The organism is Tunturiibacter gelidiferens (genome assembly GCF_014201335.1).
Taxonomy (GTDB): Bacteria; Acidobacteriota; Terriglobia; order Terriglobales; family Acidobacteriaceae; genus Edaphobacter; species Edaphobacter lichenicola_E.
Genome location: NZ_JACHEB010000012.1, coordinates 172,671 through 185,355, shown reverse-complemented (window position 1 = coordinate 185,355; position 12,685 = coordinate 172,671). Strand labels below are relative to the sequence as shown.

13 protein-coding genes are annotated in these 12,685 nt (G+C 57.2%); 7 read left to right on the top strand and 6 right to left on the bottom strand.

The genetic code is table 11. The annotated features are described in order from the left end of the window. Nucleotides 1–2: 2 nt before the first annotated feature. Nucleotides 3–722, top strand: a complete 720-nt coding sequence (locus HDF14_RS21725) for a glycosyltransferase (protein WP_183980853.1) — start codon at nucleotides 3–5, stop codon at nucleotides 720–722. A gap of 105 nt (nucleotides 723–827) precedes the next feature. Here the strand turns inward: HDF14_RS21725 and HDF14_RS21720 are convergent, their stop codons facing one another. The 6 genes from HDF14_RS21720 to HDF14_RS21695 form a co-directional block, all read right to left on the bottom strand. Beyond that, nucleotides 828–1,349: a PaaI family thioesterase gene (locus HDF14_RS21720; protein ID WP_183980852.1), complete on the bottom strand. Its 522-nt coding sequence runs from the start codon at nucleotides 1,347–1,349 to the stop codon at nucleotides 828–830. Between the two features lie 107 nt (nucleotides 1,350–1,456). Next, a complete protein-coding gene (locus HDF14_RS21715; RefSeq protein WP_183980851.1) occupies nucleotides 1,457–1,990 on the bottom strand; it encodes an SRPBCC domain-containing protein in 534 nt (177 codons plus the stop codon). Nucleotides 1,991–2,118: 128 nt separating this feature from the next. Then, a complete protein-coding gene (locus tag HDF14_RS21710) occupies nucleotides 2,119–2,496 on the bottom strand; it encodes a VOC family protein (RefSeq protein ID WP_183980850.1) in 378 nt (125 codons plus the stop codon). A 30-nt stretch (nucleotides 2,497–2,526) separates the two neighbouring features. Then, the gene (locus HDF14_RS21705; RefSeq protein ID WP_183980849.1) at nucleotides 2,527–2,814 is read right to left on the bottom strand and encodes a hypothetical protein; all 288 of its coding nucleotides are present in this window, start codon (nucleotides 2,812–2,814) and stop codon (nucleotides 2,527–2,529) included. A 62-nt stretch (nucleotides 2,815–2,876) separates the two neighbouring features. After that, nucleotides 2,877–5,456, bottom strand: coding sequence for a RecQ family ATP-dependent DNA helicase (locus HDF14_RS21700; protein WP_183980848.1), 2,580 nt, complete (start codon nucleotides 5,454–5,456; stop codon nucleotides 2,877–2,879). 98 nt (nucleotides 5,457–5,554) lie between these two features. After that, the gene (locus HDF14_RS21695) at nucleotides 5,555–6,058 is read right to left on the bottom strand and encodes an energy transducer TonB (protein ID WP_183980847.1); all 504 of its coding nucleotides are present in this window, start codon (nucleotides 6,056–6,058) and stop codon (nucleotides 5,555–5,557) included. Nucleotides 6,059–6,231: 173 nt separating this feature from the next. Between HDF14_RS21695 and HDF14_RS21690 the strand changes: the two genes are divergently transcribed. The 6 genes from HDF14_RS21690 to HDF14_RS21665 all read left to right on the top strand — a co-directional run bounded on the left by HDF14_RS21690 (nucleotide 6,232) and on the right by HDF14_RS21665 (nucleotide 12,664). Then, on the top strand, nucleotides 6,232–7,431 hold the full coding sequence (locus tag HDF14_RS21690) for an acyltransferase family protein (RefSeq protein ID WP_183980846.1): 1,200 nt from the start codon (nucleotides 6,232–6,234) through the stop codon (nucleotides 7,429–7,431). A 257-nt stretch (nucleotides 7,432–7,688) separates the two neighbouring features. Continuing rightward, on the top strand, nucleotides 7,689–8,075 hold the full coding sequence (locus tag HDF14_RS21685; protein WP_260698489.1) for a rhodanese-like domain-containing protein: 387 nt from the start codon (nucleotides 7,689–7,691) through the stop codon (nucleotides 8,073–8,075). A gap of 140 nt (nucleotides 8,076–8,215) precedes the next feature. Beyond that, nucleotides 8,216–9,805, top strand: coding sequence for a S10 family peptidase (locus tag HDF14_RS21680; RefSeq protein WP_260698478.1), 1,590 nt, complete (start codon nucleotides 8,216–8,218; stop codon nucleotides 9,803–9,805). Between the two features lie 142 nt (nucleotides 9,806–9,947). Then, nucleotides 9,948–10,175, top strand: a complete 228-nt coding sequence (locus HDF14_RS21675; RefSeq protein ID WP_020713518.1) for a hypothetical protein — start codon at nucleotides 9,948–9,950, stop codon at nucleotides 10,173–10,175. Between the two features lie 127 nt (nucleotides 10,176–10,302). After that, the gene (gene ribB / locus HDF14_RS21670; RefSeq protein WP_183980844.1) at nucleotides 10,303–11,448 is read left to right on the top strand and encodes a 3,4-dihydroxy-2-butanone-4-phosphate synthase; all 1,146 of its coding nucleotides are present in this window, start codon (nucleotides 10,303–10,305) and stop codon (nucleotides 11,446–11,448) included. A gap of 358 nt (nucleotides 11,449–11,806) precedes the next feature. After that, the gene (locus HDF14_RS21665) at nucleotides 11,807–12,664 is read left to right on the top strand and encodes a GAF domain-containing protein (protein ID WP_183980843.1); all 858 of its coding nucleotides are present in this window, start codon (nucleotides 11,807–11,809) and stop codon (nucleotides 12,662–12,664) included. The last annotated feature ends 21 nt before the right edge of the window (nucleotides 12,665–12,685 follow it).

Below are 12,685 nucleotides of genomic sequence, written 5' to 3'. Positions count from 1 at the left end.
GAATGGTTGGTCAACTGACGATCGTGATTCCTGCCAAGAATGAAGTGGCGATGCTGCCGAGGTTGCTGGAGTCTCTTTGTGAACAGGACTATGTGGGGATGGCGGGGACGCGCGTGCTGGTGGCGGATGCGGGTTCGACTGATGGGACTGTTGAGGTGGCGCTGGGATTTCGCGATCGGCTCGCCGTAGAGGTTGTGCCGGGTGGGTTGCCTTCGGTAGGGCGCAACGCTGGAGCGAAACTGGCTACGACGAAGTACGTGCTGTTTCTAGATGCGGATGTGGAGCTGCCGGAGCCGACGTTGTTGCGAAGGGCGCTTTGGCGGATGGAGCGGCGAGGATTGCATCTGGCGACTACCAACATTGCTTGCCGGCAGGGTAGTTTTTTCGATGATCTGCTGTACGCAGGAAATAACCTGATGCAGAGGGTGGGATCGTTTACCAAGCCGTTTGCGACGGGAATGTTCATGTTGTTTGACCGCGAGGTTTTTTGGGCGCTGGGTGGATTCAACGAGCGGGCTCTGTTTGCGGAGGACTATCTGCTGTCGAAGGGCGTGGCGCGGCAGCGGTTTCGCATAGTGCGCGGACGGGTGCTGACGACGAATCGGCGATTCCAGAAGCTGGGGCACTGGCGGATGGTCTGGATGTTCTTCAAGACGATGGTGCATACCTGGGATGAGGAGTATTTTCTTGAGGACCAGGGGTACTGGGGTGAGGCGGGGTAGGGCGTTGTCCTGCCGGACGGGCCCACTTCGCGTGGGGCGGCCACTTCGTGGCTTGTGTACTCTTTCTGGGCGGGTGGACGGCTTGGTCCGGCCGTTGGCCGGAGATTAGGCTTCTGGTGGCGTGATGCCGGCGGCGAAGAGAAGTTTTTCATCGATGGCGATGAAGAGGCCTTTGCTGCGGGCCAGGACCGTGCCGTCAGGGTGTTGGATTTCGGCCTGATGGAAGAGCTTTCGGCCTGGTGTGCCGTCTTTCGCGGGGCGGTTGAGATGACGACCGATGAGTACGAGCGGTTGGTATAGCGGGACGGGACGAAGGTAGTCGATCTCCATGTGGCGAGTCATGGCGAGGACGTTGAGGGGGCGATTGAGCTTGCTCATGGCTTCGTCGAGCAGGGCGGCGACGATGCCTCCGTGGATGTAGCCTGGGGGGCCTTCGTGCATGCGGTCGAGTTGGAAGTGACAGGTGGCTGTGATGGCTTCGGGGTTTGAAGTGTCGGTGGTGAAGGCGAGATGGAGGCCCTGTGGGTTGGCGGGGCCGCAGCCGAAGCAGTGGTTGGCGCGCTCGTCGATGGTAGGGTTGCCATCCATCGAGTTGGGGGTGTGGCGGGCGGTGTCGGGTGTAGTCATCGCTTCCTCTGTTGCACGTAGCCCATTGTAGCGAAAAAATGAATAGCCATTCATTTTTAAAATGAACGTTCAAAGTTCACTTACCGTGAGATTTCTTATGCGCTGGGCTAGGGGGTCTCTTCAGCAGCTCGTTTAAGCGCTAAGAGCCACTGGTTACCGGCTTCGGTGAGTTTTTCGGAGGGATAGAGTTTAGCCATCAACGGCCCGTCCATCGACTCTTTCATGAGGATCAAGGTTTGATTGCCGGGTTGGGGCTGCAACTCCCAAACGTGGACCGCTTTGGCCGTCAACGCGGTGCCAGTCCAACTCAGGCGACGTTCCGGTTGGAATAATTGCACCTGAGAGTGAATGTCTGTACCGCCCGTCTTCCAGGAGAAGCGTGTGCCATTCTCCAGTGGTCCCTCTACGGTCACGCTGTCGATCTGCTTCGCCCATGTGGGCCAGGAGGGTGCGCCGATCAGAAGTGCCCACACTTTTTCGGGTGGCGCCGCGATCTTGATCTGGAGATGAGTTGTTACCGGCGCGTCTTCATGGATGGAGCCGACCGCAGAGAGTCGATTCAGTGTGGTCAGCGAATCTCCGCAACCAACTATTGTCAACACTCCCGAGAGAAGCGATACAGCTCCGAGCGTCTTTCGCATACTTTTGCGTTGTCCTCATGCAGCCAGAATGGTCCCTGCCACTCGAGATACGCAACCGTTGCTGAACGGTTCAATTTGGCGACTTCGCCGAATGGCGAGTGGCGACTCTGCATCGTCGGAGATGGCGGTTATGTTGAAGTGGGTTCGCCGACGAAGACTAGGCAGTCGTTCGGGTCGGAGATGTGGAATTCCGTCATGCCGTAGTCGCGGTCGAAGAGGTCTCGAATGCGGTAGCGGTCTTTGAGGGTCTTTACATGCTCCCAGAGCGGGTGGATGTTGGAGACTTCGATATAGATCTCGGTGTGGCCGCGAACACATAGCATGACATCTTCGGAGGCTGCCTTTTGGAAGTGGATGGTTTGGCCATCTCGTTCGACGATGGAATATGCCGGCGACTTCACGATCGGTGTGAAGCCGAGAATTTCTTGATAGAAGGCAACGGTTTCTTGCATGTCGAGCACTGCCAAGATGGGGCTGATCTTCTTCACCGCTGTTGCATTCGGCATTGTCGGCCTCCAGGGCTGCGACCGAGTGTCTTATTTTTCAGTGAAGACTGATTTAGGAGCTTTCAGTATTCTGAAGGCCCATAGAGTCATCAGTTCGTAGAAAAAGAAGAATATGGACGCAACGAAGATAGAAATAACGATTATCCCGATTGATAGGTGGGGCGTCGCCATGTATTTATCGAAGCGGTGTTCTTCGTAAGCGATAAAGGCGTCGTGGCCATGTCGACCCCACATCGCATAGCCGTAATTGATGAATATTCCTAAGAACGCTCCCATGACGATTGCAGCGATCATTTTGCAAGTGAGATGACGGTTCATTTGGCCTCGTCTCCAAGTCTTCTCTGCAGAGTCGCGCCAGTTTACCTTACGCGGTGACGGTATTAGGTCGTGCAGACCTCGATGATGCCGGGGCCGAATTTTTCGATCTTATCGAGGCCGAGGCCGTGGACGGATTTAAGTTGGGTGAGGTTTTGTGGGCGGGCGAGGACGATGTTGCGGAGGGTGGTGGAGGCGAGGACGAAGAAAAGGGGGAGGCCGAGACGCTCGGACTCGGACTTGCGCCATTCGCGGAGACGCTCGTCGAGAGCTTGTTGGTCGGGGGTGAGGGATTCGTTGGGCTCGGGCGTGGTGGCGCGTTGGCGGTGGAATGTTTCGGTGATACTGGGGGTCGCGCCACTCAAAGCAAAATGCGGGGGTCTCTCCACTTCCCGTTCGACTCGTTTCACTCGCTCAGGTTCCGGTCGAGATGACAATTCTTTTGAGTGTTGTTGTGTCTCGTGATTTTGAGTTGAGAATTCTTTGCTGATGCGAGGAGCTGAGGATTTTGGAGCGGAAGTAATGGAGCGTGAAGGTGCGATGTCGCGAGAGTTGGAAGAATCGATGACGCCGCTTTCCTTGCCGGCTTCGGCTCGACAGAGGGCGATGATGTTGGCGCCGAGACGGTCGGCTTTTTCCTGGCCTATGCCGGAGACGGTCAAAAGCTGAGAGATAGTTTTGGGACTGGCGATGACGAGGTTGTGGAGGACGCTGTCGGAGAAGACCATGAAGGCGGGTTTGCCGGATTTGGCGGCTTCGGTCTTGCGCCACTCGCGGAGGTTGGCTTCTAGGGATTTTTGTGTGGGGGTGTAGGCGGCGGTGGTTTGTTCGCGCTCGGCTTTGAGGGAGGCTTTGGAGGGTTTGGTGGTGTTGCTTGGTTTTGATTTTTTGCGGGAGGTGGTGGTGGCTTGGCTGCTCTCTTTGAGGAGGAGGTCGGGTGGGAGGGGGCCGGTGAGGGTGCGGCCTTCGTGGGTGAGGGCGGCTTTCTTGTAGGTGACTACGTTGCCTTCGGGGTTGGTCCACTGGTCGGTGATCAGCGTGATGAGGCCAGAGCGGGTGAGGGCGTCGAGGAGAGTGTCGAAGACTTTGCGATCGGCCGCGGGAGTGTTGCGGAGGGCGGAGGTGGAGAGCTCGGTGTGGAGTTTGCCGGTGGCTCGGGTTTGGCCGTCGAGTGTGCGGAGGATGGCGCGGAGTTGGCGGTCCTCTTCGGTGGTGGGTTGACGGAAGGTTTGCGCGGTGGCGCTTTGGGGGGAGCAGAAGTCGCAGTGGCCGCAGGGGCGGAGGCCGTCGTCGGTGTCGCCGAAGTGCTGGATGAGAGCGGCCATGCGGCACTGCGCGGACTCGGCGAACTGAACCATGCGATCGATCTGGGAGCGGCGGAAGTTGATCTGTTCGTCGTAGCCTTTGCGCCAGGCGGCGCTGCGGGGGGCGTCTTCGGCGGCGCGGACGTTGCCCCCCATGTCGATGTTGGCGGCGCCCTGGGCGATGAGTTTTTCGACGGCCTTGTCGAAGGTCTCGGCTTCCATCTGGAGGCGCTGACGGAGGAGGTCGGGCATCTGGTAGTCGCCGGTGAGAAGGGCGGCAACGCGGGTGAGATCGGTGATGGCGGGGTAGTCGCGCTCGAGGAAGAAGTCGTGCATCTTGCGATCGGCGAAGGAGTGTAGGAGCACGGTGCGGGAGGGTTTGCCATCACGCCCGGCACGGCCGATCTCCTGGTAGTACTGCTCGACGGAGCCGGGGAGTGCGGTGTGAACTACGGTGCGGACGTCGGCTTTGTCGATGCCCATGCCGAAAGCGATGGTGGCTACGACTACTTCCAAATTGCCGGAGAGAAAGTGACGTTGGACGCGCTCGCGTGTGGCAGGGTCGAGGCCTGCGTGGTAGGCGGCTGCGCTTCCTCCGAGTGTGGAGGCGAGTTCTTCGGCTGCTTTGCGTGAAGGCGCGTAGACGATGGCGGGGCGGTTGGATTTTTCTTTGAGGAGGTTGGCGGTGAATTCGTTGCGGCGGGGTTTGGAGAGCTCGACGACTTCGATGGCGAGATTGTGGCGACGGAAGCCGTGGATGAAGAGGTCGGGTTGAGTGAGCTTGAGCTGGGTGATGATGTCGCGCTGGACGGTGGGCGTGGCGGTGGCGGTGAGGGCGATGACAGGTGCGGGGCGGAGGGCGGGGAGGAAGTCGCCGAGGGTGCGGTAGTCGGGACGAAAGTCGTGGCCCCAGGCCGAGATGCAGTGGGCTTCGTCGATGGCGATGAGAGACGGCTTGCGGCGAGCGAGCATCTCGGGGAAGTTGGGGACGCGCATGCGCTCGGGCGCGATGAAGAGGAACTGGAGAGTGCCGTCGAGATAGTCACGGCAGGCCTGACGGGCTTCGTCGCGGGAGAGGCCGGAGTGGATGCGGGCGACGCGGAGACCGGCCGCGGTGAGCTTGGTGGCCTGGTCGTCCATGAGCGCGATCAAAGGGGAGATGACGAGTGCGGTGCCGCCGCGGGCGATGGCGGGGAGCTGGTAGCAGAGGGATTTTCCTGCTCCGGTGGGCATGACGAGCAGAACGTCGCGGCCATCGGTGGCGGCGCGACAGACAGCCTCCTGGTTGGCGCGAAACTCTGCGAAGCCGAAGGTTTGATGGAGGAGGGTTTCGAGGTTCATGCTGCTAGATCGAGTTTCGCATAATCTTCGCGTGAGGGCGAAGTCGTCTTGCGCGGCTAGAGGTAGACAGTTTGAGTCCTGGAGTTCGCGAGATGGAGCTAGAAGATCTGGAAGTTCACTTCTACGTTCAACCGATACGGAACAGGAGTGTCGCGGTAGGTTGCAGGAGTGAACCGATACTGCGCCACGGCTTTGACTGCTTGCTGGTCGAGGGTGAAGGCTGCTTCTCGATCCTTTTTTGACACCGTATCGGCGATCGATTTCACAACGTGTATGTCAGTTGCGGTGCCGTTCGTGGCCACGATCAGGGAGACCACGCAGTTGCCTCCAATCTTTTTCTTTCTTGCCTTCTCAGAGAACTCTGGCTCGACGGGGAGGATGAGCTTCGGAGGCGTCACTCCGTCTCCAGCGTGATAGATGCCGAAGAAGTCTGGATTGGGAAGTGACTGTTTGGGATTTGCTTGTGGGTCTGGTTTCTTGCTCGCCGCGGACGATGCGGCGGTCGGAGATTGTTGCGCGGGAGCCAAGGCTGGGTTCGCGATGGCAGTTTGGAGCGTGAGTCCGATGAAGAACGCTATGACGCTGAGCTTGGTAGCGGTCATGGTTGTCGTCCGAAAAAAAATCAGAGAGAGTAGCACGTATTGCGCGATTCCGAATGTTTTCAATTCTCAGCTTGGCATGAGTAGAGTACAGCCTGAAGGTGGGCGGCTCGATTCACTAAAACGATTAAATAATGGACTTTTCTCGTAGGGGTCTGTAGAAAGTTGACACGTTTATGACGGGTTCAATTTTGCAGACGAAAGATTCCGGGGTTGGTGTGCGCGACGCCAGATTGATGTCTCTCGACGTTTTGCGCGGCTTGACGATAGCTGGAATGATTCTGGTGACCGATCCCGGGACTTACAGCGCGGTGTATTGGCCGTTGCTGCATGCGCAGTGGAACGGTGCGACGCCGACTGACATGATCTTCCCGTGCTTTTTGTTTATGGGCGGGGTGGCGATTACGCTTTCGTTCGCGGCGAGGATGGAACGTGGGGCTGACCGCGTTGCGCTTGCCCGGCATATCGCGGTGCGCTGCGTTGTGCTCTTCGTGATCGGCCTGCTGGTGAATGGGTTTCCTGACTACGATCTGCATACGATGCGTATTCCGGGGATTCTGCAGCGCATTGCGATCTGCTATTTATGCGGCGGCCTGATCTATCTGTGGTGTAGCGGCGATGGGAGATTTCGTGGGCGCGGCAGTTGGATGATCGGAGCCGTGACGGTTTGTATTCTTGGCGGGTACTGGGCGGTGTTGAAGCTTGTGCCAGTGCCTGGGTTTGGAGCGGGCCGGCTGGATTCGGTGGGGAACGTTGCGGCTTGTGTCGACCGTGCCGTGATGGGCACGGGGCATATGTGGGCTTACGGGACTACGCCCGGCCATGGGGTGACGTATGACCCTGAGGGGATACTTTCGACGGTTACTGCGTTGGCTACGCTATTGATCGGCGTGCTTGCGGGGGAGTGGATGCGCGGCAGACGCTCGGATGAGAAAAAGTCTCTGGGGCTGGCATTGGCTGGGTTGGTGCTTGTATTGGCGGGGTGGTTTCTGCAGCCGTGGCTTCCGATCAATAAGAAGATTTTGACGAGCACGTTTGCGCTGTTCAGCAGTGGGGTAAGTCTGCTGGCTTTTTGCGTGTGCTTTGTGATGCTGGATATAAGGCGGTGGCGTTGGTGGGCTGGGCCTGCGCTGATCTTTGGCACCAATTCGATCTTTGCCTTTGTGCTTTCGAACGTGATTACCACGCTTTCCGACCGTATTCATGTGAGGGTTGGTGGCGCTGACTTGAGCCTGCATGCGTGGGGATACCAGCACGGATTTGCTTCGTGGATGCAGCCGATCCATGCGTCTCTGGCGTATGCCATTACGATCGTCTGTCTGAATTTGGCGATTGTTGGTCTGCTCTACCGGAAGCGGATCTTCCTGAGGATTTGACATCGCAGATTGGTGAGGTAGAGGGATCCATAAAGCTCTTTGCATCAGAAGATTTCTTCTGCTGCGGCGTCAAGCGGACTTAGAGCAGTAGCCTCCTGTTTCTGAAACAGGTTCGATGTAATCGATTGGCGTAGAATTCAGCGCATCTTTCGACATGGGTATTCAATCAGATAGTAAACAGAAGTAGGAGGATCAAAATGTATCTGATTTTGATTTGTGCAGTTGGGGGATTGGTCCTGTTGTTCGGGCTTTTGAGGATGAGGCAGTTGCGCAATAGGCGTGAACTGGAGGAGCACAGCATCGACGCCGACTCTCTCCGGCAATTGATGGAAGAAAATGCGGATATTCTGCTGTTCGACGTTCGGCAACCGCTAGATTTGCTGGCGCATTCGGAGATTATTCCAGGCGCGAAGAGGCTTCCACCTAAGGAGGTGCTCCACGAGGCTTCGCTGATTCCGAAGGAGAAAGAGTCGGTGATTTATTGCACCTGCGTCAGCCAGAGCACGAGCCGGATGATTCTCGAAAGAGCATTGAAGCTCAACTTTACGAAGATCAAATTTCTGAAGGGTGGCCTGGATGCATGGAAGGCGAAGGGATATCCGGTCGAGCGTTACACGACGCCGTTCCATCTTGATACGGCGTAAGTAACACCGAAGTATTAGCACCGGAGACGCGGAATTGCGGCTTTGTGGAGGCGGTCGGAAAGGTATGATGATCGCGTCGACAAAGCTGCAATTTGTTTTGGATTGTGTCTGATTTTGGATACCGTTCCCGGAGAATTGAATTGACTCAGACCGAGGCTTCGAAGTTTCTGGTATCTCGGATGCCATACGCTGTTGTTGCATTGATGGTGGTGTTGATGTCGGTGCCTGCATTCTCTCAGGCAGCCGAGAGTAGGCAACATGCTGGGGAAGCCGAGCCGAAGAAAGAAGAGCCGAGCGTTCCTATTCCTGCAGAGGCCGGTTCGATAACGAAGCATGAGTGGGCCGCAGGCGGGCGGATGGTTCATTACACGGCGACTGCGGGAAATCTGCTGATACGAGATGATCAGGATAAGGCGAATGGAAGTATCTTCTATGTGGCTTACACGGAAGATGGGGTGGATGCGAAGAGCCGGCCGATCACCTTTTTCTATAACGGCGGACCGGGCGCAGCGTCGATCTGGCTTCACATGGGATCGTTTGGGCCGGTGCGGGTGGTGACGCAGAGTCCCGAGGCTACAGGGCCGGCGCCGTTTGAGTGGGTGCAGAACCAGTACAGCCTGCTCGATAAAAGCGACCTGGTGTTTATCGATGCGCCGCTGACGGGGTTTTCGCGTGCGGTTGGGAAGGGAACGATCAAAGACTTTGCTGGGACCGATCAAGATATCGCGGCGTTCAGGAAGTTTATTGTGCGATATATCACGGCGAATCAACGATGGAATTCGCCGAAGTTCTTATTTGGCGAGTCGTATGGAACGACGCGTTCGGCGGGGTTGGTGAGTGCGCTGCAGAATGATGGCATCGAGTTCAATGGCGTAACGCTGCTGTCGTCAATTTTGAACTACAACAGGCGTAATCCCGGGCTGGACTATGAGGCGGTTGGGTATCTGCCTTCATTTGCGGCGATTGCGTTTCACTATCACAAGGTGAAGCCGAGCGTGGGTTTGGCTGAATGGGTGGAGCAGGCGAGAGTGTTTGCGCGGGGGCCTTATGTGGAGGCGCTGCAGCAGGGCGACAAGTTGCCGGCGCCGGAGTTTGATGCGATGGCGGCGAAGGTGGCGGCGATTACGGGGCTGAGTGTGGAGTATGTGAAGGAGGCGAAGCTGAGGATTTCGGCGACGCGGTTTCGAAAGGAGTTGCTGCGGGAAGATCAGCGGACGCTGGGTCGATATGATGCGCGATTTATGGGATGGGACCAGGACTCGGCAGGGGAGAACCCCGGCTACGACCCGTCGGATGCGGGGATCAGCGGAGTGTATGTGGGGGCGTTTCATGAATATCTTCAGAGGGAGCTGAAGTATATGAGTCAGGAGCCTTATTACACCTCTGGGCCGGGGGTAAATGAGGCCTGGGACTTCAAACACAGGGCTCCTGGAGCTGAAGGTGGGCGTCGTGGAGATCAGGAGGCGCCCGATGTTGCGGTGGATCTGGCGGATGCAATTCGGAAGAACCCGAAGCTGCGGGTGTTTTCGGCCAACGGGTACTTCGATCTGGCTACCCCGTTCTTTTCAACGGAGTATGACCTGAGTCATATGGATTTGCCAGAGAAACTGGTTGATAACGTCCAGTTTGGTTACTATCCGGCGGGTCACATGGTCTATCTGAATGTGGATGCGTTGAAGGAGATGAAGGCTGATTTGGCGAAGTTCTACGCTCTGGCTCAGCAGCGCTAGAACTACTGCTAGAACGGCTTATGGGAGATAGCGGCGTAACTTGCTTTTGTAGTGTAAATGCCTTAGAATGAAGGTTGCGTTAATTTCCCAGCGAGTAAAACGCGAAGTGCGGAATTCAAATTGAAGAGGTACTGAGAAAAACATGGCAAAGCGTCGTGGAAATCCCAACTGGGGCAAGCCTGAGCCGATAGGGCCGGTTGTTCCGACGGTAACATCGTTCGAGCAGGTTGTGAAGGAGTTCAAGCTCACACCCGATCAGTACATTCGTTCGACTCGGCTCCGTGAGTGGGCCCGTAGAAACAAGAATTCGAAGTACATTCCCGAGGCTCTTTTAGAGGCGTGGGGATTCGAGATCGAGTCCACGCTGTAAGTGTTTGGTTTCGATTTTGTAATTCGCTTGTAAAAAGAGAACGCTGCCCGTTGTGGGCAGCGTTTCTTTTTTGCGTCGGACGTAAGATGGGATGCGTCGAAAGAGATGCAGTTGGGAAGGCGGGACTATGTTTGCTGACGTGGCAGAGGCTGTAGCGGAGTTCAAGGCGGGGCGGATGTTGGTGGTCGTCGATGACGAAGACCGCGAGAATGAGGGTGACCTGACGCTGGCAGCAGAGTTTGTTACGCCGGAGGCGATCAACTTCATGGCGAAGTATGGTCGTGGGTTGATCTGTCTGACGTTGACTGAAGAGCGTGCGGACTATCTGCGGCTGGGGCCGATGACACAGGAGAACACGTCGCGGTTCGGGACGGCGTTCACGGAGAGCATTGAGGCGCGGGAGGGTGTGACGACGGGAATTTCGGCGGCGGACAGAGCGCACACGATCAAGGTTGCCATTGATCCGCGTTCGACGGCACATGATCTGGCGCGGCCGGGACATGTGTTTCCGCTGCGTGCGCGTAAGGGTGGCGTTCTGGTGAGGGCGGGGCAGACAGAGGCTTCAGTGGATCTGGCGCGGATGGCGGGGCTGGTGACCGCTGGTGTGATCTGCGAGATCATGAACGACGATGGGACGATGGCGCGGGTGCCGGATCTGGTGAAGTTCTGCGCGGAGCATGGGCTGCTGATGGTGACGGTGGCGGACCTGATTCGCTACCGGTTGCAGCATGAGCGATACATTCATCGCGTGGCCGAGTCGCTGATGCCTACGGCACATGGTGAGTTTCGGATGATCGCTTATGAGAGCGAGGTGGATGGTGGGGAGTCGCATGTTGCGTTGGTGTATGGGGATGTGAGCGGTGAGGAGCCGGTGACGGTGAGGGTGCATACACACTGCCTGGCAGGCGATGTTTTTTCTACGACGCTGTGTGATTGCAAGGCGGTGGTGGACGAGTCGTTGAAGATGATTGCGGATGCGGGCAAGGGAGCGCTGGTGTATCTGCACAACGGGAGCGCGGGTTTTGGCGTGGATAAGGCTGTGACGCCGGCGCGGATTGTTTTGCATAGGGAGCAGCGGGCGCGGGAGGGCAGTGATGATCGGGCGCACAGGACACTGCGGCAGGTGGGTCTGGGCGGGCAGATTCTGTCTGATTTGGGGATTCATAAGATTCGGCTGCTGACGAATACTCCGACGCATGTGCCGGCGTTGCAGGGGTTTGGGATTGAGATTGTGGAGCAGGTTCCGGTTTCGATTGGGGCGGTTCGGCGGTAAATTTTTAAGAAAAAAATACTGGCGTGGTGGGGTTGGGGAGAACTGCGGTTTGTGGCGTCTTTTCAGGGGGTGTTTTGGAGAAATGCTCGTTTTGAGGTGGTGTTTTTGTGGTGAAGATGTGGTGGGATGTGTGGCTGGGGTGGTGATTAAGCCGCGCGATTTTTGGGTTCTGGAAATACGCCACGTTTGAGAGAGATTTATTGAGCTTTTTTTTGTGGCGTGGACTATGATCTGTACCACTCCCCGAACAGTATGATTGATAGTTCAGGCCTGACGAGGGTCGGAGTTGACGTGACTTCGATTCTTCAAAGGATTGAACCGCGCAGGTAGTTTGGCCGGGATGGCGTAGGGGTTCTACATGGGAGCGGTCGATTCGATTACGGTGGATACGGGCCTCGAGGTGATCGACCTTCTTGAGGATGTTTCGTTTGCGGAGAGGCATCTGCATGAGCGCGACGTTGTGACCCAGATGGAAGGGATGCGTCGGGTAGCGCGTGCCTTTATCAACAAACCGGATACGATTTTGCAGGAGTTGGTGAATGCGGCGGTGGAGTTGTGCGGCGCGGACAGTGCGGGCATCAGTATCGAACGGGAGAATAGGACCGATACGGATTTTTACGAATGGGTCGCTACTGCGGGGGCGTACTCGGGATTTCTGAATGCTGTGCTTCCGCGTTCGCCGAGTGCGTGCGGAGTTTGCCTGGAGCGAGGGCGGCCACAGCTGTTTCGCGTGACGAAGCCTTTCTTCGATCTGCTAGGGGTCGAAGCACTTGAGGTGACCGATGGGATTTTGCTTCCATGGGATGAGGGGGAGACTCGCGGCACGATCTTTGTTATGGCGCATGGGCGGGATGAGGCGTTCGACGGGAACGACGTGCGGATGATGCAGATGCTGGCGGACTTTGTGGCGATGGGTGTGAGGCAACAACGGCAGCAGAAACAGCTGATGGAGCAGGCCATCCATGCGGCGGCTGCGGGAATGGCGAATGAGCTGGCTCACCGGATCAACAATCCCTTGCAGAGCATTACGAATATTGTGTATCTGGCGGGTGCGGGTGGTATCGACGGTGATGCGAAGACGCTGGCGGGGGAGCTGGCGGAACCTATTCAGCGGCTGTCTGTGTTGGCGGCGAGGTTGCTTTCGCTGCCGAGGACTGCGGCGAATCGGCGGCAGCAGGCGGCTGACGAAGAACTTCGCGTGGAGACGGCGGAGTAAAGCTCACTGACAACTGAAGAA

Bases quoted from the DNA above. Each gene is read 5' to 3' on its own strand.
- HDF14_RS21725 (WP_183980853.1), top strand. From the start codon at position 3: ATGGTTGGTCAACTGACGATCGTGATTCCTGCCAAGAATGAAGTGGCG.
- HDF14_RS21720 (WP_183980852.1), bottom strand. From the start codon at position 1,349: ATGACTACACCCGACACCGCCCGCCACACCCCCAACTCGATGGATGGC.
- HDF14_RS21715 (WP_183980851.1), bottom strand. From the start codon at position 1,990: ATGCGAAAGACGCTCGGAGCTGTATCGCTTCTCTCGGGAGTGTTGACA.
- HDF14_RS21710 (WP_183980850.1), bottom strand. From the start codon at position 2,496: ATGCCGAATGCAACAGCGGTGAAGAAGATCAGCCCCATCTTGGCAGTG.
- HDF14_RS21705 (WP_183980849.1), bottom strand. From the start codon at position 2,814: ATGAACCGTCATCTCACTTGCAAAATGATCGCTGCAATCGTCATGGGA.
- HDF14_RS21700 (WP_183980848.1), bottom strand. From the start codon at position 5,456: ATGAACCTCGAAACCCTCCTCCATCAAACCTTCGGCTTCGCAGAGTTT.
- HDF14_RS21695 (WP_183980847.1), bottom strand. From the start codon at position 6,058: ATGACCGCTACCAAGCTCAGCGTCATAGCGTTCTTCATCGGACTCACG.
- HDF14_RS21690 (WP_183980846.1), top strand. From the start codon at position 6,232: ATGACGGGTTCAATTTTGCAGACGAAAGATTCCGGGGTTGGTGTGCGC.
- HDF14_RS21685 (WP_260698489.1), top strand. From the start codon at position 7,689: ATGAGGCAGTTGCGCAATAGGCGTGAACTGGAGGAGCACAGCATCGAC.
- HDF14_RS21675 (WP_020713518.1), top strand. From the start codon at position 9,948: ATGGCAAAGCGTCGTGGAAATCCCAACTGGGGCAAGCCTGAGCCGATA.
- ribB (WP_183980844.1), top strand. From the start codon at position 10,303: ATGTTTGCTGACGTGGCAGAGGCTGTAGCGGAGTTCAAGGCGGGGCGG.
- HDF14_RS21665 (WP_183980843.1), top strand. From the start codon at position 11,807: ATGGGAGCGGTCGATTCGATTACGGTGGATACGGGCCTCGAGGTGATC.